We start from the raw sequence: 21,054 nt of genomic DNA on the forward strand, positions 1-21,054 counted from the left end.
AATCGACATCATGAACCGTAGCGCAACCCTCTCCCGGCAAATGCCGGACCAACCCGCAGTACAGATTCGGGTCATCATCGGCGCATTGGCGCTGATGCTGGTTCTGGCGGTCGTCATCAACCAGACTGTCTCGACCCGAATGGCCTTGCTGTTTGCGACCGGTAGCGCACTGGGCATCGTGCTGTATTACGCGATGTTCGGTTTCACATCGGCGTTCCGGGTCTTGCTGGCCGATGGGCGCAGCGCCGGTTTTCGCGCCCAGATGGTCATGCTGGGCGTGGCTTGCCTGCTGATTTTTCCGGCTCTGGCGAATGGCTCGCTGTTTGGTCAGCCGGTCACCGGTTTCGTGTCACCGTTGAGCGTATCGGTGGCCGTCGGTGCCTTTCTGTTCGGACTCGGCATGCAAATGGGCGGCGGCTGTGCGTCGGGAACGCTGTTCGCCGCGGGCGGCGGCAACACACGGATGTTCGTGACCTTGCTGTTTTTCGTGGTGGGCTCGGTCATTGGGATCACCCACCTTGGCTGGTGGCAGTCATTGCCATCGCATGCGCCAGTGTCACTGGTGAAGGCCTTTGGCTGGCCGCTGGCACTCTTGCTGAACATCGCTGTATTTGCGACGGCATACTGGGTGGTGACACGTATCGAGCGGTCCCGTCATGGCGTCGTCGAACCGATCCTGACAATTCGCAATGCCACCTGGTTGCGTGGTCCGTGGCCACTGCTGGCAGGTGCAGTCGGGCTGGCGGTGCTCAATTTTGTGACCTTGTATCTTGCCGGCCGGCCGTGGGGTATCACGTCGGCTTTCGGGCTGTGGGGCGGCATGGCGTTGCAGGCAATGCAGGTACCGATCGAGACCTGGTCCGGTTATTCGGCACCGGCGATGCAACAGGCGCTGGCTGCGCCGGTGCTGTCCGATGCCACCTCGGTGATGGATTTCGGCATCATGCTGGGCGCGCTGCTGTCGGCCGGGATGGCGTGCAAATTCAAGCCGGAATGGTCGATCTCCGGCCGTCATTTGCTGGCATCGGTGATCGGTGGTTTGCTGCTGGGCTATGGCGCACGACTGGCCTATGGCTGCAATATTGGCGCGTTTTTCAGCGGGATTGCATCAGGTAGTTTGCATGGCTGGATGTGGATCGTGTTTGCTTTGGTCGGCAATTGGGCGGGCTTGTTTGTGCGGCCGCTGTTCAATTTGCCGGTTCCGGTACGGGCGAGCGCCTGCTGAGTTTTTCTAGCGAACCTTAGGTAGTCAATTCGGTAGTCAATTCGTCCTCCGGGTAGATTCCGGCGGGCGAATTTTTTTGAGTGCCGCCTGATCAGAACTTGGCGTTGTACAGCAGTGCAGCCAGGGCGGCACCTATCATTGGCCCGACCACCGGGATCCACGCATAGCCCCAGTCACTGTCACGCTTGCCGGAAATCGGCAGCAGGGCGTGCATCAGGCGCGGGCCAAGATCACGTGCCGCACTCATCGCATAGCCGGTCGTGCCACCGAGCGAGACACCGATGCCGACTACCAGCAAACCGACCGGCAAGGCATTCATCGCGCCCAGTCCGTAACGCGGCGCGGCCATGTTCAGGACTGCAAACACCAGTACAAAAGTGGCGACGATTTCCGACACGAGGCTACCCCATGCGCCGCGAATCGCCGGCCCGGTGCAGAACACCGCGAGCTTGGTATCGGCGTCCGGCGTCGCCTCGAAATGCTTCTGGTAGACCGCCCACACCAGAAACGCGCCGGCCATTCCGCCAGCCATCTGCGCGGCGATATAGCCGGGCACCTGATCCCACGGGAATTTGTCGACCAGTGCCAGGGCGACCGTCACGCTCGGATTCAAATGGGCACCGCTGGCCGCCGCCGTGCACAGCACACCGACAAATACTGCCATGCCCCAGCCGAGGGCAATGACGATCAGGCCGCTATCGTGGCCCTTGGTTTTTTTCAGTACGACGTTGGCGACGACGCCGTCGCCCAGCAGGACCAGCAAAGCGGTGCCGATAAATTCAGCGAACAAAGGATTCGTCATGATGGTGCTCCGGTCACTAGCGCAAGTGAACTACGCGGGCCGATGCGAGGCGCATCGGTGATCCCCGCAGCGTGGCAGCCGGACGACCGTGTCCTGAAGGCTGCCTCGGGGGAGGGTTATCTCAAACCGTATCGGCCCAGACCTTGGTGGCGTGGATCGCGCGCTTCCAGCCCTTGAGTCCCTGCTTCGCGACGCTGCCGTCGGCCGCCGGTGTGAAGCGCTGGTCGAGCGCCCATTGGCCCTGGATTTCGTCGATATCTTTCCAGTAGCCGACGGCGAGACCAGCCAGATAGGCGGCACCGAGGGCCGTGGTTTCGGTAATTTTTGGCCGGACCACTTCGACGCCAAGGATGTCGGACTGGAACTGCATCAGCAGATCGTTGGCGACCGCGCCACCATCGACGCGCAGTTCGGTGATCTTGCAGCCCATGTCGGCTTCCATGGCCCTGAGCACGTCGTGCGATTGATAGGCAATGCTGTCGAGTCCGGCGCGGGCCACGTGGGCGGCAGTGGTGCCGCGCGTCAGTCCGAACAGGGTGCCGCGGGCGCGTGCATTCCAGTGCGGTGCCCCGAGACCGACGAAGGCCGGCACCAGATACACGCCATCGCTATCAGGCACCGAACGCGCCAGTGCTTCGATCTGCGAGGCATTGTTGATAATGCCCAGGCCATCGCGCAGCCACTGCACCACGGCACCCCCGATGAAGATGCTGCCCTCGAGCGCATAGTTGACCTGGTCGCCGATTTTCCAGGCGATGGTGGTGATCAGGTCATTCTTGGATTCGACCGGTTTGTCACCGGTATTCATCACCAGAAAGCAGCCCGTGCCGTAGGTGTTCTTGACCATGCCGGGCTGCGTGCACATCTGGCCAAACAGGGCGGCGTGCTGGTCGCCGGCAATCCCGGCCAGCGGGATCGCGCTGGCGAAGACAGTGGTCTTGGTCTTGCCGTAGATTTCGGAGGACGAGCGGACTTCCGGCAGCATACTGCGCGGGATATCGAGCATCTCGAGCAGTTCGTCATCCCACTCCAGCGTATGAATATTGAACAGCATGGTACGCGCCGCGTTGGTGACATCGGTGACGTGCAGTTCATGCTTGGTGAAGTTCCATACCAGCCAGCTGTCGACCGTGCCGAAGCAGAGTTTGCCCTCGTTGGCCCGCTCGCGTGCGCCATCGACGTTGTCGAGAATCCAGCGGATTTTGGTGCCGGAAAAATACGAATCAATCGGCAGGCCGGTCTTGGACCGGACCATTTTTTCGTGGCCGAGTTCTTTGAGTTCATCGCAAAAATCGGCGGTGCGCCGGTCCTGCCAGACGATGGCGTTGTAGAGCGGGCGTCCGGTCTCGCGGTCCCAGACGATGGTGGTCTCGCGCTGGTTGCTGATGCCGATGGCGGCAATGGAGGTGCCGTTCAGTCCGGCATGAGTGACCGCCTCGGCAGCGACGCCGGCCTGGGTCGACCAGATTTCCTGTGGATCATGTTCGACCCAGCCGGGCTTGGGATAAATTTGCCGGAATTCCTTTTGCGCGACCGACACAATGTCGCCGGTGCGGTTGAACAGCACGGCGCGCGAACTGGTGGTGCCCTGGTCGAGTGAAAGAATGTACTGGTCGGCCTTGGTGGCCTTGGTGGTCTTGGTCATCTGTCTCACCTCGGAAAAAGAGTGTTGGACATGCGGGTCAATGGCCCGTGCAGCACGCGCTGCGCGGGCGATCACGGGTTGTTGCATGAACCGGTGCTAAACGGTCAAGGTTACGCCATTGGTCTGGACGGCGAGCCAGTCGTCAAGGCGCTGGCGTGATGAAGGCGTGGCATGCAGACCGAGCTTGGTACGCCGCCACAGGATATCGTCGGCGCTGGTCGCCCATTCCTGATCGATCAGGTAGCGTGCCTCGCTTTCGTAGAGGCCCGGACTGAGTTCTTCACCGAGTGCGGTCATCGACGTGGCGCTGTCAAGCAGCCGTTCGGCACGCGTGCCGTAAGACCGCGCATAGCGCTTGGCCAGTGCCGGCGGCAGCCATGCATGGCGTGCCGAAAAAGCCTGCAGGAACGCATCGAAGTCCGCGTCCGGCAGGTCGCCACCGGGCAGTGTCGCCGTGGCCGTCCAGGCCGGGCGGTCGATGCCGAGCGGTTCTGCGAGCAGGTCCATCGCGTCTTCGGCAAGACGCCGGAAGGTCGTGATCTTGCCGCCAAAAACTGAGAGCAATGGCGCCTGATGGTCAGGTACCTCGACTTCGAGATGGTAGTCCCGCGTGACCGCCGACGGATTGGCCGCATCTTCTTCGGCCAGCAGCGGGCGCACGCCGGAGTAACTCCAGACCACGTCGTCCGGTGTGATCGGTTGCTTGAAGTAGCGGTTGATCGCCTCGCACAGATAGGTCACTTCTTCCGGCGCGATGCATACCTCGGCCGGATCGCCCTGGTATTCCATGTCGGTGGTGCCGATCAGCGTGAAATCATTTTCGTACGGGATCGTGAAAATGATGCGCTTGTCGGGATTCTGAAAAATGTAGGCATGATCGTGATCGAACAGTTTCCGGGTCACGATGTGGCTGCCTTTGACCAGTCGCAGGTCCGCGTGACGGGGCTGCGCCAAATTCTGTTTCAGCAGATTGCTGGCCCACGGGCCGCCGGCATTGACGATGGCGCGGGCACGCACTGTTCGTTCCGGCTGACCATCGCTACGCAACTGCACTTGCCATCGGTCGGCCACGCGTTGCGCCGACATGAAAACCGTGTGCGTCAGGATGGTCGCACCGCGCTCCTTCGCATCGATCGCATTGAGTACCACCAGCCTGGCATCGTCAACCCAGGCATCGGAATAGACGAAGCCGCGTTCGAGCGAGTCGAGCAGCGGTTCACCCGCGACGTGCTGGCGCAGGTCGACGCCGCGCGAGGCGGGCAAAAATTTGCGGCGGCTCAGGTGATCGTATAAAAAAAGACCGGCGCGTATCATCCACGCAGGCCGCAGGCTGGCCACATGCGGCATCACAAAGCGCAGCGGCCAGATGATGTGAGGTGCCAGGTTGAGCAATACTTCGCGTTCCCGGAGCGCTTTGCGCACCAGGCTGAACTCGTAATATTCGAGGTAGCGCAGCCCGCCGTGGACCAGCTTGGTACTGGCCGACGACGTATGTTCGGCCAGGTCATTTTTCTCGCACAGCAGGACCTTGAGGCCACGTCCTGCCGCATCGCGCGCGATGCCCGCACCGTTGATGCCACCGCCTACCACCACCAGATCGAATTCGTCGGGGTCTCGCATTTGCGTCTTTTCCACTGAATCTCCTGTCATAACAGGGCTGGCGTCTGTTGCGCCAGCCTCTTATCGGTCACAAACAGGCTACGACGTCAGGTTGGTGCGAGTCTGTGCGGCAGGGCGCTTAGATCGGTTTGCAGACTTATTTGCCGATCGCACCGGGTCCCGACACACCGGCCAGATCCAGATAAGTTTGCGGATCGCCGGAATCGGTTGGTCGCGCTATCACCGCCTTGAGTGCCTTGCTCATCGGCGTGTTCAGGTTGATGCCTTTGGGCGGAATCGCTGACTGGAACCATTTCTTGTAGATCGGGCTGATCTGGCCAGACTGGTACAGCGCCCCGATGGCACTGTCGACAAACGCCTTGAATTCCGGGTCATCGCGGCGAATCATGATGGCGTACGGTTCGACGGACAAGGGATCCTGGGAGATCGTAAAGTCGGCCGGCGTGCGCGCATTTGCCATCAGCGACGCCAGCAGGATGTCGTCGGTCATGAAGGCATCGGCACGGCCGGTTTCGACCATCAGGAAGGCTTCGGCTTGGTTATTGGCCGTCAGGATCTTCAGGTCGAGTTTTTTTTCTGCATTGACCTTCAGCAGATCACGAATCGTGGTCGAGCCGGCGAGCGTCACAAAGCGCTTGCCTTTCATGTCGTCGAGCGTGGCGACTTGCGAGGTCACAAGCGACAAAAAACGGCTACCGGCCACGAATGTCGTCGGCGAAAACGCTACCTGCTTCTGTCGCTCCAGATTGTTGGTCGTCGAGCCACACTCCATGTCGACGGTACCGTTGGCCATCAGCGGAATCCGGGTCGCTGGTGTGACCGGAACCATCTTGATTTTCAGTCCGGACAGGCCCGGTTGCTGCCGGAGGCCCTCGACCACTTTCAGGCACAGGTCAATGGAATATCCCTGATACGACTGCTTGTCGTCCAGATACGAAAAGGGGATGACGGAATCCCTGACACCGATGTGGATGGTGCCGCTGCGTTCGATCTTTTGCAGGGTTCCGGTGGTCGCCGCTGTAGCGGTTGCGGTTGCTGTTCCTGCGATCAGGAAACAATGGATCAATGCCAGGGTGATGCGGGTAATTTTCATGGGACGGTCGATTCAAGTGAGAAGGGCTGTGCTGAGCGCTGCAATGGGCGGCAATTGTTGCACATGAATCGGCGTTGATGCACGTCGACGCTTGCCGGAGTCGCCAGTGACTTTTTTTCATCCGGTGATGGAACGGAATGCACGCCGGGGATACTCAGTAGGACGCTTGCACGGTCGATTCATCATGACAACTGCGTGCGTGATGTGGCGCTGCGTCATCGTTGTACCGTGGTCTGTCAGTTTGCATTTCTACCGTGTATCTGCGTGCACCCTATCCACTTAGCGAGACAAAACATGAAGTTGAAATATCAAGCAACGCTCACCACAGCGTTGGGCATGGTTGGTAGCACCCGTTCGGCTTTTATCCCTCATTCTGCCGACCAGTCCGTATCGATGGGATATCCGGATCGTGCGTTGGGCTCAAACGAAAAACCGGTTCTTTCATCGGTGCATCGTGAACGGATGCGCGCCATGCGTGCGCTGCCTGACGCGTCAGCGCCCTCCAAAAATACCAATGCCGCCAGACTGGATCGCCTCGGCAGCATTGGTTGCATCAACGAACCCGCCGAGAAAGTCACGCCCGAAACCATGGATTTACTGGCGCTGTACACCGGGGCGAATGTTGTCTTTGCGACGAAGGAGGCACCACCCAATATCTTTGCCGATTTTCCGAAAGGGATTACCAACGTCGTCCACACCAGAAATACCGGCGCACTCGGTGCCAGCGACACCGTCATTTTTCCTGATTGCAGCGCCTCGAAAATAACCGCCGATGCGCCTTTATTGAAAAAAAACGGCCGCGTCATTATTTCTGCCACCAGCATCGATAGCGCCATCAAAAAAACGGCGCTGTTACATGCGATCCGGCGTGACCTCGAACTGTACGGACACGCCACCACTCCCGCTGAGGAAAAACCGTTACCGACGCCGGCAACACCGGTTGCTGCCTCCTATGCCGTTGCCGACATGCTGGCCGGCGAGCGCGCTGTCGTGGCGCGACCGCTTGGCGATAGCGATGCGAACTGGCTCAGTCGCTTGTCCGGCCTGACGATTGATCGGGGCACCGTCATCATGGCCAATTTCAACAAGGCGGGCACGATTGATCGCGTCGAATTTGAAGCGATGTTCCGTGCTGATCCCACCGGTCTGCAAGACCATTTGGCGCAGGCCCTGCGGTTGAATCAACGCATGGTGAACTACATGGCCGGTGCGATTGACAAGGCCCGGCTCGCAACGGCCGACAAGGATCAGCTTGGCCGTCCTGCCCGCATTCCTGGCGTACCGGTGGACCGGCAGGCCTCGCGCGAACAGATCATGACGCTCGGGCCGACGGTGGTCTACGGCGCGAGCGGCAACATCGGTAATGCCATATCGAGGGCGCTGTGTGCCAATGGCGTGCAGGTGTGCGGTATCGTCCGCAAACCCAGTTCGACCCTCCTCGGCGCGTTTGCAGAATTGAGTGAACCGAAATCGCTCGTCAGTGCCACGGTGCCGGCAGCGTTTGTGCCGAACACCGTGTTTCTCACTTCCTCGGCAGGCTGGCCAAAAGATGCCGATGGCAATATCGTTTTTGATCGCAGCAAGCTCCTTGAAGCAAATGTGAAAATTCTCGCCCCGATTTTCAAGGACCTGTCGCCGCAGGCCAGGACGGTTGTCATTTCCAATCCCTGTTCTGAAATGGCGTATCTGGGTTGGTTGCTCAGGCCGGACATGGCCGACAAGATTTTTTCGCATTCCGGCACGGATGTGACACGGCAACGCAATCGGGCACCGTTTCCGGAAGACTCATTTACGGTCGGTCCGCACAGTCCGGCGCAAGTCAACGTCAAGCGCAACAGGCAGGGCAAACTCGAACTGGATCGTCGTATCCCGACCCTCGGCCAGCAGCACCAGGAGCGTTCCGGTGACGGGAATTCAGTCACCGTGCCGACCGCTACGGCGGCGATTTGGGAGGGAATCAGCATTGCCAACAACAAGGCGCAAAGTTTGGCCTTGCCGCTGAGCACCGATGAAGCGCGCGCATTGACCGCCTTCATGGCCCGGTACGAACAACCAATCGACGTCAACGAGGGAATCGCCATCACGCTGCCGCGCGACCAGCAGCGCCAGATTCGCTGGGACATGCTGACCGAAGCGGCCAATCAACTCCCCGGGTTTCCAGGAAAATTCCGTCAGGCGATCTGCGCGATGGAAGACGGCCGGACTGCGCTGTTGCAATCGGTGGTTGATACGGTCAATCTCGGTCGTTCCCAAGACGCGATGATCGGCCCTCAATGGGTACTCGACAATCGCGGTGCCGTGTTGAACGATGCATTGCAAGAGGCGCAGCAACGGAACCGTTAGGAGCCTGTGTGACCAGACCGTTAGCTGGCCTGGCTCGGCGGTTTGTAGGTATCGTCAAATGGCATCTGGTCGGTGTCGATGTTGGGATTATTGTCTTGGGTGGCGACCAGTTTGCGCGCCTCGGCGATGGAATCCACGCTCGGCATCGAACCGAGCAGCGGGCGTCCGGCCGTTTCTTTCATGAAGAAAATCGCGATACCACCGATGACGGAGGTGCCCATCAGATAGTAGGCCGGCATCATGTCGTTGCCGGTGGCGGCGATCAGTGCCGCGATGATGAAGGGCGTTGTGCCGCCGAAGATGGCGACGGCAAAGTTGTAGGCGATTCCCATGGCACCGTAGCGGCTCTCGGTTGGAAACAGCGCCGGCAAGGCCGAGGCGAGGTTCGCCACGTAGAACGTGACAGGCAAGGCAATCATGGCCAGGCCGAGCAGGGTGGTCCAGGTCTGGCCGATGTCGATCAGCAGGAACGCGGGGATCGACAGCACGATGGCGGTACCGGCACCCATCCAGAGCACCGGGCGGCGACCGATTTTGTCGGACAGGCGTCCGGTTAGCGGGATGCAGAACGACATGATGAGCAGGATCGGGATGGTCAGCAGCGTTCCGTGCAACTCGTCATATCCCTTGGTCGCGGTCAGATAGGTTGGCATGTACGTGGTCAGAGCGTAGCCGAGGGTATTGGCGGCGGCGACCAGGATCATTGCCACGATGATTTCGCGCCAGTGTTCCTTGAAGATGGCGACCGGACCGGTAGACCGGGCAGAGTCGTCGTTGCCGGACGGCTCTGCGTCGGCCTGCTTGTTGGCATCGAGGGTGGCCTGAAATGCGGGAGATTCCTTGATCTTGAGCCGGAACCAGATGGCGATCAGACCGAGCGGTCCGCCGATCAGGAACGGGATACGCCAGCCCCAGTCTTCCATGACCGACTGCCCCAGTGTGGATTGCAGTATCGCCACCAGCGAGGCACCCAGGGCAAAGCCGAGGTAACTGCCCATATCGAGCAAGCTGGCGAAGAAGCCACGGTGCTTGTCCGATGAATACTCGCTCACGAAGGTGGTGGCACCGGCGTACTCGCCGCCGGTCGAGAAACCTTGAACCAGCTTGGTCAGGACCAGGAGCGCGGCGGCGAACATGCCGACCGTCGCGTAGGTGGGCAGCATGCCGACCGCGAATGTCGATAGCGCCATCATGATCAAGGTCATGGACAGCACCCGCTGGCGGCCGATCTTGTCTCCGAGCCAGCCGAAGAAAACACCACCGAGCGGACGGGCGATGAAGGTCGCGGCGAACGTGCCGAGCAGGAACAGGGTCTGTGTCGTCTTGTCGGCCTCGGGCAGGAACACCGGGCCCATCGTCGTGATCAGATAGCCGAACACGCCGACGTCGTACCACTCCATCGTGTTGCCGGCAATGGTTCCGCCGAGTGCCTTCTTCAGTCTCGCCTGGTCAACCACGTTAATGTCAGAGACTTTTAATCTACGCGCCAGTAGCGAATCCTGCGCGTTGTCTGTGGCTCCGTCGACGGAAGCCGTCGTGTCGGTCTTGCTCGTGGTTCCGGTCATTGGAGAGTCTCTCGTGATTTTGTAATGTGACGAAATTGGTGGTCCGCACGCGGAATCGACAAGATAGTAGAGGAAAGTTATTGGAACTGTGTTTTACACTGGAAAAGCGATACCTGGTGCAGCCAAAAAGTGGCCGGTGTGCGGTTGCGACAACGATGCCGCGCCTATAATTCCGGCGGCAGCTGCCACACTGATTTCGATAGGATCCCATGTCTCGATTACCCACCTTCGCCCTCGCGCTGATTCTTTCCGTTCAGGTCGCTCCCGTCCTGGCGGAGACGGCACCTCGCCGGGATGAATTCTTCTGGCTCGGCGAGATGAACAAGGCGACTGCCGTCATCAATACGGACGAGGGATTGCTCGATCAAGCGATGGTGCCGCGCATCGCGGGCGGCATTGCGAAAGTGCTGGTCGACGCCAGCAGGCCGGGTGCGAAGCGGCCATCGAGTGTCATTACTTTCGAGCCGTTACTCATCGCGGCTGCGGGGCCGGAGGTCACTCTGCTGCACGCCGGAAGATCAAGCCAGGACATGCATGCCACCTACCGCGCCGCCATGTTGCGCGAGGACTTGCTTAACCTCGCAGAACAACTGAATCGGACCTCCGCGTCGATGGTCCGACTCGCCGCACAACACCGTGCCACGATCGTCCCGAATTACACCAACGGCGTCGCAGCTCAGCCCAACAGCTTCGGCCATTATCTGCTCGGGCATGCAGCCGGCCTTGAACGCGATGCGCAACGCATCCGGGAAACGTACGGCCGGATCGACCGCTGCGCGATGGGCACCACGGTACTCAACGGTACCAGTTGGCCACTCAATCGTCCGCGCATGGCGAGCTATCTTGGCTTTGCGTCCATTGTCGACAATGCCTACGATGCGGCACAGATTTCGTCGACCGAGGAGCCGGTCGAGGTGGGTGCCGTCGTCACCAGCATTGCCTTGCACGCAGGGAGTTTTATCGAAGACGTGATGACGCAGTACGCCCAGCCGCGGCCATGGATTTTGCTGCAGGAAGGCGGCGGCAATACGTATGTGTCGAGTGCGATGCCACAAAAGCGCAACCCGGGTTTGCTCAATGCGACGCGGCGGGAGGCGTCGACCGCTGTTTCGCTGGCGATGGGGACGATCATTCAGGCCCACAACATCACGCCCGGCATGGGCGACGCCAAGGAAGTCAGCGCCAGCAGTGCCATGGTCAACAGCGCGATCACCTTGCTCAAGGGCTGGGACAAAATTCTTAACGCCCTGGTGGTCGATCCTCAGCGTTCGCTGGAAGAATTGAACAGCGACTGGACCGCATCGCAGGAACTGGCCGATGTGCTGATGCGCAAGTACAAACTGCCGTTTCGGCTCGGACACCATTTTGCGTCGGAGGTTGTCGACTTCGCGAAAGAACACCAGATCAAGCCGCTCGACTTTCCCTACGACCAGGCGCAGCGCATTTATCGCGACGCGGTGAAGGATGTTGGTGGTGGCGAACTGCCGATGAGCGAACAGGAATTCCGCTCCACCCTCGATCCCGTCGCGATCGTCAACAACCGTGCTACCTCCGGTGGTCCGCAACCGGTGGAGATGGATCGCATGCTCAAGGGTGCACAGCGATCCCTGTCGCAGCAGGATGCATGGATCACTGAGCACCGTACCAGGATCGATGCTGCACTGGTCCGTCTTGACAACGATTTCGAGCAGCTTTTACACGCGGCCCGTTGAGGCCGTTGTCCTATTGACCGACACCGGCAGACCGATCAGGTGATCGACGGTGTCGGCAAATCATCCAGCACCTGCGCCGTCAGCGCCATACTGCAAAATGTACCGTTGAGCGCCGCCATGAAGGTCGCCTGCACGGTAGCGGCCGGCACGGTGTGCACGCCAAACGTCAGATCCCTGGTTGCACAGGCGTCATGCACGACCTGGCACACAAAGCCCAGATCGGAGGCTGCCCGGACGGTCGAGTCAACGCACATGTGCGTCATCATTCCGACGACCACAAGATGGGTGATGTGCGCCGCGCGGAGCGATTCCAGCAGCGACGTGTCGTGAAAACTGTTCGGGGTGGCTTTGGTGATGAGCGTTTCACCTGCAATCGGCACCATGTTTTCGTGGATCTGGGCACCAACGGTGTTGGGCCGAAAGAAGGTTGCGTCGGGTTGTGGTGCGATGTGCTGAACATGGAAAACCGGCAGGTTGTTCGCACGCCATGCGTCCAGCAAGAGTTTCGCTTGACGGGATGCGGCGTCTGCCCCGACCAGTTCCATCGTGCCTCCTGGAAAATAGTCGTTTTGGATATCAATGATGAGTAGGGCGGTATGCATGGTGTATTCCTTGCGCTAAGGGTGAATGGGTTGGCTGATCGTCAGCCGATGGGTAAATCGAGGCGGGATGGTGGCGGAGTTGCGCTGCGTATCCACGTGATTAACGATCACGTATGCCAATTAACATGGCATCGATTGCATTCCCGCGACCCCCGGCTAATCGAGCCGAAACGATCCTACCTGATTTTCCGCTAGCTGATTTGAGACACCGACGCGTCGTGTTGCAGAGTACGGCAAGGCCGCGCGACACTAAAAGAAGTCGGCAACCATGTACCAACGCGACAAACATACAAGGCGTATCCTCGACGGTTTTGGAGGAATCATGTCATCTACTCAACACACTCCCGTCTGGTTCATTACCGGATGCTCGACCGGTTTAGGCAACGAACTGGCCAGGCAAGTACTGGCCCGTGGCTGGCGAGTCGTCGTGACGGCGCGCGATAGTGCGCGCGTTGCCAGTCTGGCGGCCGACTTCCCTGATCGTGCGCTGGCGCTCTCGCTTGACGTCAATGATGCAGCCCAGATTGATGCCGCAGTCAAGGCATCCGTGGCGCAGTTTGGCCGGATCGACGTCCTTGTCAACAACGCCGGCTATGGCTACATGTCGACAGTGGAAGAAGGCGAAGAAGCGCAGATCAGGGCCCAGTTCGACGCCAACGTGTTTGGCCTGTTTGCGATGACGCGTGCGGTACTGCCTGGCATGCGCGCACAACGCAGCGGTCATGTCATCAACATTACCTCGGTCGCTGGCTACCTCGGCTTTCCCGGATCCGGCTACTACGCCGCCACCAAACATGCGGTCGAAGGCTGGTCCGATGCGCTGGCTGCCGAAGGCGAACCGCTGGGCATCAAGGTCACCTGTGTGGCACCCGGCCCGGCGCGCACTGACTGGGCCGGTCGCTCGATGATACAAACGCCTAATCTGATTGCGGACTACGCTGAAACAGCAGGTGCCCGACTGAAGCGCACCAGTGCCGGCAGCGGGAGTCAGGCGGGGGACCCGGTACGCATCGCGCTGGCCATGATGGATTTGACCGAGCAGGCTCACCCGCCACGTCATTTTGTGCTTGGTGCGTTCGGTCTCGATGCGGTGACGACGAGCCTGAAGAAGACCGTCGCGGAAGTCGAAGCCTGGGGCGCGGCGGGTCTGGCTACGGATTTTCCGAAGGAGTAAGTGTCGGATTCCGCAGGATTCCGCGGGATTCCGCGCGATAGACTTTTACAACCGGATGGTAGATGCCGCTTCGCGATAGTACTGGTCGAGAAATTGACCGGTTGCATGGACACGTTGCAGGCACGACTTACAACGTGTTCGGCAAGTAGACTTTGCGGGTGCAATCGAATTCAAAGTAATCGATCAGATGGTTTCCCTTGCTGTATGGCTCTTGCGGACGAGGCACTTCAAAATACCGTCCTGTCATCAACCCGCGGGAGATCTCCAGCCGCAAAAAACCGTGGTGATCGTCCGAATAGGCCTCCAGCGTGACGGGGTCGCCCGTCTCATCGGGAAACGTCACCGGCGTGACCATTCGCTGTCCGTCGACTTTCATGATCTGGTGCAGGTTGTGATACCCGCCGGCACCCGTCACCAGATAGGGCACTTTGCTGCCGTCAGACAAGGTACGGGTTAATCGCTGGTAGTTGTGGACATGGCCGGCGAGTACCGCGTCGGGATGGCGGCCTGCGTCGTTCCCGGCCTCTTCGAGCAGGCCTTTCATGTAGGTGCTGCCGGAATGATGGTTGTCTGCCGAGTAGACGGGATGATGCAGGGCGACGAACAGGGGTACTTCCGATGGCAGCGTCGTCAGTTCGTGAACCAGCCACTCCTTTTGCGGGGAACGAATGTCACCGCCGGCCGGAACGTTGCTGTAGAGGCCGACAATGTTGACTTGCGGCGTTATTAACGTCCAGTAGACGTTGGGTTGCACCATGGCGGTCCGGTGCGACTCGCCGGATTCGGGCATCTTGACGGCGGTCGGCGCGCAGAAATTGCGTACGAAGCCATCGAGCGTGTTGTCGCCGTCGAGGTTCTCGCCGTCATGGTTTCCCGGTATCGCAAAAATCGGTGCCAGGTAATATTCGTAGGGCTGGTAAAACTGCTTGTAATACTCCGACACCTGGCCATTGAAATAAACGCAATCGCCTGTGACATACAGAAACGCGGGCGGTTGGCCATCCTTGGCGGCTGCCGCAAAATCGGCTTCCATGCCGCTGGCGACCAGCTCTTGAGGGACCGCATACTGGATCCCGCCCATGTCGCCGTTGAGGTGAAACGTCACCGACTCGGCGCGCACCATGGACGCGTAGATGTCGCCGGCGACGACGTCTTTGATATCCAGCCGGAACGGAGATTGACCCGTAGGAGGCGGCAAGTCCCTGAAATGGGTGTTACGCGGCGGGCTCAGATGAATCGGTGTATCGCCACTGGCGGCCGGCCGGCGCTGGCCAAAAATATGGGTGTTATTCCCTGATGCTAATTTTGCCATCTCAGTACCTCGCGCAATTGTCGCAATACACGTTAATGATCGTGAATTGATCGTGAGTGAGCCGTGCGGATGCCTCGCCATTTCCTGCTCGCCGGGCCGACACATCACGGCCACCCTGTTCCAGACAGATGCTCTACCTTCGTTTAAATGGATCATGTCTGCTTTGATCGAGGACAAGGGGCGGGGCGTTGTCCGCGTGTTGGCGATGATCTATTGGTCTGCAGACGTGGTTTGCCGATGGAATAACGTCGACCATCAATGACCAGATTGAATCGGAACGCACGGATGACCGCAGCAAGAGCCCATGCCAATATTGCGTCAGTTATGTCGGCGTTACAGCGTTGTTCGCTGCAAGCATTACAAACAGCTTTTCTTCAAGAATTCAGGTGCACTGGTCGGAAACTTGCCCAAAACGTGCTGTGCCGTTTTGCAGAAGGGCAGCTCGAAGACTTTCGTACTTCAACCATGACACTCAATAATGATAGCGGCACTGTGCAATCTTTAATCGATCGTCTTCAACCGCATACACCAGTCGATGCTCATCGTCGATCCGCCGCGACCAGAAGCCAGCCAGATGATGCTTCAGTGGTTCCGGCTTACCGATGCCGTCGAAGGGATTGCGTTGAATATCCTTGATCAACGCGTGAATGCGCTTCAAGGAAGCCTTATTGGTTTGTTGCCAATAAAGATAGTCTTCCCAGGCTTCTTCGGACCATTCAATCTTCATCGGCCAGGTTCCGCACGGTGCCACCCTGGTTACGCAATGATTCAACCGCAAGCGACAGGCGCTGTGCATTTTTGGGACTGCGTAACAGATAGGCTGTCTCTTGTAATGCGTTGTAATCATCAAGCGACATCATCACGACCGGCGCTCCTTTCTGCCGGGTAATCATCAACGGCGCGTGATCTTGTCCGACCCTGTCCATGATGGCAGTCAGGTTCTGCCGGGTAAATGTGTAATTGACTGCATCCATCGCTACCTCCATGTATATGTACCGATACTAGTACACATGTTCAAATGAATCAATCATGTACTCATGCTTTCCAACACAACGTCAATACCGATCTTGTTGGGGTATTTGAAGCAGTCAGTCATGGTCTTTGCAGCGTTAAATACCGATACGCTAACGCCATCGACCGACACCTGTTCAATGCCCTCAGTAAAATCATCTCGCAGCACAATGCGGTAGCATCCCCCATCCAACTTTCTCTTCCGACCCCATGCCCACAACCCGCCACACGTCCACCCATGACACCTACGACGCCATCGTCATCGGCAGCGGTCCCGGCGGGGCGACCGTGGCGCGCGAACTGGCGCAGGGCGGCAGGCGGGTGCTGGTTCTGGAACAAGGCAGTGCCGCACAGATCCGTGGCACGCTGGGCCAGATGGCGGTGATGGCGGCGGTGCCGGGCAAGGGCGCTTTCTTGCATCGTGACGCGTCGTTGCTGGTGCAGGGGATTACCGCTGGTGGCAGTTCGATGGTCAATTTCGCCACGGCGATGCCTCCACCGCTGGCGATGTTCGCCGCGCACGGCGTCGATCTGGCTCCGGCACTGCAGGCGTTGCGCGATGAGTTGCCGATGGCACCGCTGCCCGACAAGTTGGTCGGCCCGATGGCGACCCGCATCATGGCCGGCGCGTTGTCGCTGGGATTGCCGTGGCACAAGCTCGACAAGATGATCCGCCCGCAAAGTTGCCGCAGCGGTTGCTGGCGCTGTGTCTACGGTTGTCCGTTTGGTGCCAAATGGACCGCACGTGATTTTCTCGACGAGGCGATCGGGCATGGCGCTCTGCTACGTGATGGCGCAAAGGTGCTGCGGGTACTGGTGCAGGACGGACGCGCCGCCGGTGTCGAGTATGTCCGCAATGGGGTGACGGCCTGCGCGATGGCCCCGGTGGTGGTGCTGGCAGGCGGTGGTATCGGCAGCCCGAAATTGTTGCAGGCGTCGGGTTTGCAGCAGGGCCATAGTGCGTTTTTCAGCGATCCGGTGGTGGCCGTAATGGGCAGCGTTGACGATCTCGATGGCGGTGCCGAAGTACCGATGGCAGCTGGCATGCATCTCGAGACCGATGGCATCATCCTGTCGGACCTGACGTTGCCCAAGCCGATGTATCAGGCTTTCGCGACGCAGGTCGGACGGGTTGACCGGCTGTTCGCGCATCATCAGACGCTGTGCGTGATGGTCAAGATCCGGGACGCGATTGGCGGGCGCATCGGTGCGCGCTGGGTCGACAAAACATTACAACCGGTCGACCGGGCCAAGTTCAAGCAGGGCATTGCGCTGGCTCGCAAGGTACTCGGTGCCAGTGGCGCGCAGCATGTTTTCAAGAGCTGGCATTTTGCGGCGCATCCGGGTGGCAGCGTGCGTATCGGGGAGGGCGTGGACAGCGATCTGCAGACCGCGACGCCGGGCTTGTTTGTCTGCGATGCGTCGGTCATTCCTGAACCGTGGGGCTTGCCGCCGACGCTGACGGTGCTGTGTCTGGGCAAGCGGCTTGGCGCGCACCTGCTCGCCAAGTCGGCAAGGGTGTGCATCGACTTAAGAACTGCTTAATAAGCCCGCCTTACACTACCGGCTCACCACCCCACGGAGCATCCATGCGCCTGTTATTGGTCGAAGACGATCCCCAGCTCGGCCGCGCTACCCAGATCGGTCTGGAGCAAGCCGGCTATGCAGTTGACTGGGTCCAGTCGGCCGATAGTGCGCGCACGGCGGTACGTCTGCATCAATACGGTTGCCTGTTGCTTGACCTCGGCCTGCCCGGCGAAGATGGCATGTCGGTGCTGCGCAAGTTGCGCGCCAACGGCTTCGTGCAACCGGTCCTGATCGTCACCGCGCGCGACCAGATCAGCGATCGCATCAGCGGTCTCGATACCGGTGCCGACGATTTCATCATCAAGCCATTCGACCTCGACGAACTCGCTGCCCGCATCCGTTCGGCCAGTCGGCGTGCTGCCGGCCGCAGTGTCGATACACTTTGCCACGGCACGATCGAGATCGATGTCACCACGCGCCAGTTACGCCAGCATGGCCAGCCGGTTGCGCTGACCAGCAAGGAGTTCGGCATCCTGCTGCTGCTGGCCGAACATGCCGGCCAGGTACTGGCGCGCGAACAGCTTGAAGAAACCCTGTATGGCTGGGGCGAAGAAATTGAGAGCAACGCGATTCAGGTCCACATCCATCATTTGCGCAAAAAGCTCGGCAAGACACTGATCCGCACCGTCCATGCAGTCGGTTACACGATGGACCGGCCATGACCCGTCTGTTTCGCGCTGGCTGGTCGTTGCGCCGCACCTTGCTGGCAGTCTTGCTGGCCCTGACCATCTCGGTGTGGGGTTTCAGCGCGATGGTCGTGTATATCGAGGCCGATCAGGAAAGTCACGAGCTGTTCGACCAGTCGCTGGCCGAGACGGCCCAGTTACTGCTGGCGCTGGCCGATCATGAAATCGAAGAGCGCATGGCCATGGGTGCCGCGCACATGTCGGCACCGATCAAGAATGCCCACGGCGAATATCTGTTGTTCCAGATGTGGGACAACACAGGACGCCTGCTGTACAAGAATCAGGGCGCGCCCGATCAATCTTTTGTTGGCAACCGTGCCAGCGGTTTCGGCGAGAGTGTCATCGCCGGTAGATCGTGGCGCACTTATGCGGCATGGAATGCTGACGGACGATTGCAGATCCAGATCGGTGAGCCGGACAGTCATCGCAACCAGATCAGTGCGCGCTTTGCCTGGAAATTGCTGCTGTTTGTTCTGGTCGTCATTCCGCTGATGGCGCTGGCAATCTGGTGGATCATCAATCGCGCCTTTCGCACCTTGCAGGTATCGACCGATGAGGTATCGCGCCACACGCCGACCGATCTGTACGAAGTCAGCCTGGCCGGCGTACCCAGCGAAGTCCAGCCGTTGCTGCAAGCGATCAACCGCCTGATCGGCCGGATGCGCAGCACGCTCGAACACGAGCAACGCTTTACCGCTGATGCCGCGCATGAATTGCGCACGCCGCTGGCCGCGATCAAGACCAACCTGCAAGTGATCGAGCGCGCCCGCAACGATGCCGAGCGCAACGAGTTCATCGGCGCGCTCGGCATCAGCGTCGACCGCGCCTCGCGGCTGGTCGGTCAGTTGATGGCGCTGTCGCGACTCGATCCGCAATATGACAACCAGCATGTCCCGGTGCGGCTCGACCTGGCCGACCTGCTGGCAACGCAGTTGCCGGACTGGGTGGCGCAAGCAGAGCGCTTGCAACTGCACCTGACGGCGCAATTGCAGCCGGCCCTGTGCCGGATTCATCAGGACAGTTTTCTGATCCTGTTGCGCAATTTGCTCGACAACGCGTTGCGCTACACACCTGCGGGCGGGGCGATCCGGCTGGCCTGCCGGGTGGTCGATGGCGCGGTCTGTTTGTCGGTGGCCGATTCCGGGCCCGGTATTCCGGTCGACATGCGTGAGCGCGTGTTCGACCGGTTTGTGCGACTGGCTGCTGCGGGCATGCCCGGCAGCGGACTCGGTTTATCGATTGTCAAGCGCATCGCCGAAGCCCATAGCGCGCGTCTGGTATTGACTGAAGGACTGCATGGGGCAGGGCTGACGGTCAAAGTATGGTTTCCCATCTCAGGAGAAGACAATGCATTTGCGTAACGATAAAACAGGCTACGGCGTACTCGCGATGAGTGCGCACTGGCTCATGCTGCTGTTGCTGGTCGCGGTATTTGCGACGATGGAACTCAATGACATTTTTCCGAAAGGCAGTGCCGAGCGGGCGGCGATGAAGACATGGCATTTCATGCTCGGACTGTCGGTGCTGGCGCTGGTGCTGTTGCGTCTGTTGTTTCGCTTGACCGACAGCGCGCCGGTGGTTACCCCGGCACCGGCGCGCTGGCAGGAGCGTGCCGGAAAATCGATGCATCTCTTGCTGTACGTGTTCATGATTCTGATGCCGTTACTTGGCTGGCTGATTCTCAGTGCGAAGGGCAAGCCGATTCCGTTTTTCGGTTTGTCGTTGCCGGCATTGATCGGCAAGAACAAGGAGACTGCACACTGGATCAAGGACATCCACGAAACCGGTGCGACAGTTGGCTATGTGCTGATCGGACTCCATGCCGCTGCCGCGTTATTGCATCATTATGTGATCCGCGATGACACGTTGCGACGGATGCTGCCAAGACGGTAATCTGGCCGCCCCGGAAAAATTGCCTACCAACGAAAGGTTCTGTCATGCGCCACCGCGAACGTCACCGAAATCAGCATGCCGGCTGGCTGCGCGCCGCTGTCCTTGGTGCCAATGATGGCATTGTCTCGACGGCCAGCCTGCTGGTTGGCGTCGCTGCCGCCCATGCCAGTCATGCCAGCATCCTGACCACCGGCGTGGCTGCGCTGGTGGCCGGCGCGATGTCGATGGCAGCCGGCGAGTATGTGTCGGTACATTCGCAAGCCGATACCGAGAACGCCGACCTGGCCCGCGAGCGCGCCGAACTGCGGGACGATCCGTTGGACGAGCGGCGCGAACTGACCGCGATCTATGTCAGCCGTGGTGTCGAACAGCGACTGGCCGAGCAGGTGGCCGCGCAGCTGATGCAGCATGACGACATCGGTGCCCACGCACGCGATGAACTCGGTATGTCGAGTGTGGTCAATGCGCAGCCGGTTCAGGCGGCGCTATCCTCGGCGGCCAGTTTTGCGGTCGGTGCAGCACTGCCGCTGGCGGTACTGCTGCTGGTGCCGGAAACGACACTGATCTGGTGGATCGCCGGCACCTCGCTGCTCTTTCTGGCATTGCTGGGTGGTGCCGCTGCCCGCGTCGGCGGGGCAGCGGTGCTCAGCGGAGCGTGGCGCGTCACGTTCTGGGGTGCACTGGCAATGGCGATCACGGCCGGGGTCGGTTCGCTATTCGGTACGCCGGTATGAAATAAGTACTTGTTGGTAGCATATTGATGGGTGACTGAAAATACCGATGC

Annotated in this window: 18 protein-coding genes; 9 read left to right on the plus strand and 9 right to left on the minus strand. The window is 59.8% G+C overall.

All coding sequences use genetic code 11. The annotated features are described in order from the left end of the window. Positions 1–10: 10 nt before the first annotated feature. Complete coding sequence (locus tag QN370_RS00540) at positions 11–1,225, plus strand: YeeE/YedE family protein (RefSeq protein WP_322127493.1); 1,215 nt, start codon at positions 11–13, stop codon at positions 1,223–1,225. A gap of 91 nt (positions 1,226–1,316) precedes the next feature. Here QN370_RS00540 and QN370_RS00545 read toward each other — a convergent pair whose 3' ends face one another. From QN370_RS00545 to QN370_RS00560, 4 genes are all read right to left on the minus strand, one after another. After that, on the minus strand, positions 1,317–2,027 hold the full coding sequence (locus QN370_RS00545; RefSeq protein WP_322127492.1) for an MIP/aquaporin family protein: 711 nt from the start codon (positions 2,025–2,027) through the stop codon (positions 1,317–1,319). A 121-nt stretch (positions 2,028–2,148) separates the two neighbouring features. Next, a complete protein-coding gene (glpK, locus tag QN370_RS00550; protein ID WP_322127491.1) occupies positions 2,149–3,672 on the minus strand; it encodes a glycerol kinase GlpK in 1,524 nt (507 codons plus the stop codon). Positions 3,673–3,768: 96 nt separating this feature from the next. Then, entirely contained in the window at positions 3,769–5,292 is a 1,524-nt protein-coding gene (glpD, locus tag QN370_RS00555) for a glycerol-3-phosphate dehydrogenase (protein ID WP_322127490.1), read from the minus strand. A gap of 136 nt (positions 5,293–5,428) precedes the next feature. Beyond that, the gene (locus QN370_RS00560; protein WP_322127489.1) at positions 5,429–6,385 is read right to left on the minus strand and encodes an amino acid ABC transporter substrate-binding protein; all 957 of its coding nucleotides are present in this window, start codon (positions 6,383–6,385) and stop codon (positions 5,429–5,431) included. A gap of 294 nt (positions 6,386–6,679) precedes the next feature. Between QN370_RS00560 and QN370_RS00565 the strand changes: the two genes are divergently transcribed. Next, a complete protein-coding gene (locus QN370_RS00565) occupies positions 6,680–8,728 on the plus strand; it encodes a hypothetical protein (RefSeq protein ID WP_322127488.1) in 2,049 nt (682 codons plus the stop codon). 20 nt (positions 8,729–8,748) lie between these two features. On the opposite strand, the gene QN370_RS00570 is transcribed toward QN370_RS00565, so the two are convergent. Continuing rightward, the gene (locus tag QN370_RS00570; RefSeq protein WP_322127487.1) at positions 8,749–10,293 is read right to left on the minus strand and encodes an MFS transporter; all 1,545 of its coding nucleotides are present in this window, start codon (positions 10,291–10,293) and stop codon (positions 8,749–8,751) included. Positions 10,294–10,502: 209 nt separating this feature from the next. On the opposite strand from QN370_RS00570, the gene QN370_RS00575 reads away from it, so the two are divergent. Further along, positions 10,503–12,005, plus strand: coding sequence for a lyase family protein (locus tag QN370_RS00575; protein WP_322127486.1), 1,503 nt, complete (start codon positions 10,503–10,505; stop codon positions 12,003–12,005). 35 nt (positions 12,006–12,040) lie between these two features. On the opposite strand, the gene QN370_RS00580 is transcribed toward QN370_RS00575, so the two are convergent. Beyond that, entirely contained in the window at positions 12,041–12,607 is a 567-nt protein-coding gene (locus QN370_RS00580) for a cysteine hydrolase family protein (RefSeq protein ID WP_322127485.1), read from the minus strand. 322 nt (positions 12,608–12,929) lie between these two features. Between QN370_RS00580 and QN370_RS00585 the strand changes: the two genes are divergently transcribed. Beyond that, on the plus strand, positions 12,930–13,781 hold the full coding sequence (locus QN370_RS00585) for an oxidoreductase (protein ID WP_322127484.1): 852 nt from the start codon (positions 12,930–12,932) through the stop codon (positions 13,779–13,781). A 127-nt stretch (positions 13,782–13,908) separates the two neighbouring features. On the opposite strand, the gene QN370_RS00590 is transcribed toward QN370_RS00585, so the two are convergent. The 3 genes from QN370_RS00590 to QN370_RS00600 form a co-directional block, all read right to left on the minus strand. Then, a complete protein-coding gene (locus QN370_RS00590) occupies positions 13,909–15,093 on the minus strand; it encodes a metallophosphoesterase family protein (RefSeq protein WP_322127483.1) in 1,185 nt (394 codons plus the stop codon). A 472-nt stretch (positions 15,094–15,565) separates the two neighbouring features. Further along, the gene (locus QN370_RS00595; protein WP_322127482.1) at positions 15,566–15,820 is read right to left on the minus strand and encodes a Txe/YoeB family addiction module toxin; all 255 of its coding nucleotides are present in this window, start codon (positions 15,818–15,820) and stop codon (positions 15,566–15,568) included. Next, on the minus strand, positions 15,810–16,067 hold the full coding sequence (locus tag QN370_RS00600) for a type II toxin-antitoxin system prevent-host-death family antitoxin (protein ID WP_322127481.1): 258 nt from the start codon (positions 16,065–16,067) through the stop codon (positions 15,810–15,812). The genes QN370_RS00595 and QN370_RS00600 overlap by 11 nt, the downstream gene beginning before the upstream one ends. Positions 16,068–16,314: 247 nt before the next feature. On the opposite strand from QN370_RS00600, the gene QN370_RS00605 reads away from it, so the two are divergent. Genes QN370_RS00605 through QN370_RS00625 form a run of 5 tightly spaced genes read left to right on the plus strand, consistent with a single transcriptional unit; the run spans position 16,315 to position 21,004 of the window. Beyond that, a complete protein-coding gene (locus QN370_RS00605) occupies positions 16,315–17,649 on the plus strand; it encodes a GMC family oxidoreductase (RefSeq protein ID WP_322127480.1) in 1,335 nt (444 codons plus the stop codon). Positions 17,650–17,693: 44 nt separating this feature from the next. Further along, positions 17,694–18,353 carry a response regulator gene (locus QN370_RS00610; RefSeq protein WP_322127479.1) on the plus strand — a complete coding sequence of 220 codons (660 nt, stop codon included), beginning with the start codon at positions 17,694–17,696 and terminating at the stop codon, positions 18,351–18,353. Beyond that, a complete protein-coding gene (locus QN370_RS00615) occupies positions 18,350–19,738 on the plus strand; it encodes an ATP-binding protein (protein WP_322127478.1) in 1,389 nt (462 codons plus the stop codon). Before QN370_RS00610 ends, QN370_RS00615 begins: the two co-directional genes overlap by 4 nt. Then, positions 19,725–20,270, plus strand: coding sequence for a cytochrome b (locus tag QN370_RS00620; RefSeq protein ID WP_322127477.1), 546 nt, complete (start codon positions 19,725–19,727; stop codon positions 20,268–20,270). Before QN370_RS00615 ends, QN370_RS00620 begins: the two co-directional genes overlap by 14 nt. A 44-nt stretch (positions 20,271–20,314) precedes the next feature. Next, positions 20,315–21,004: a VIT family protein gene (locus tag QN370_RS00625; RefSeq protein WP_322127476.1), complete on the plus strand. Its 690-nt coding sequence runs from the start codon at positions 20,315–20,317 to the stop codon at positions 21,002–21,004. The last annotated feature ends 50 nt before the right edge of the window (positions 21,005–21,054 follow it).

It is taken from the genome of Actimicrobium sp. CCI2.3 (assembly GCF_035019065.1).
Classification (GTDB): domain Bacteria; phylum Pseudomonadota; class Gammaproteobacteria; order Burkholderiales; family Burkholderiaceae_D; genus Actimicrobium.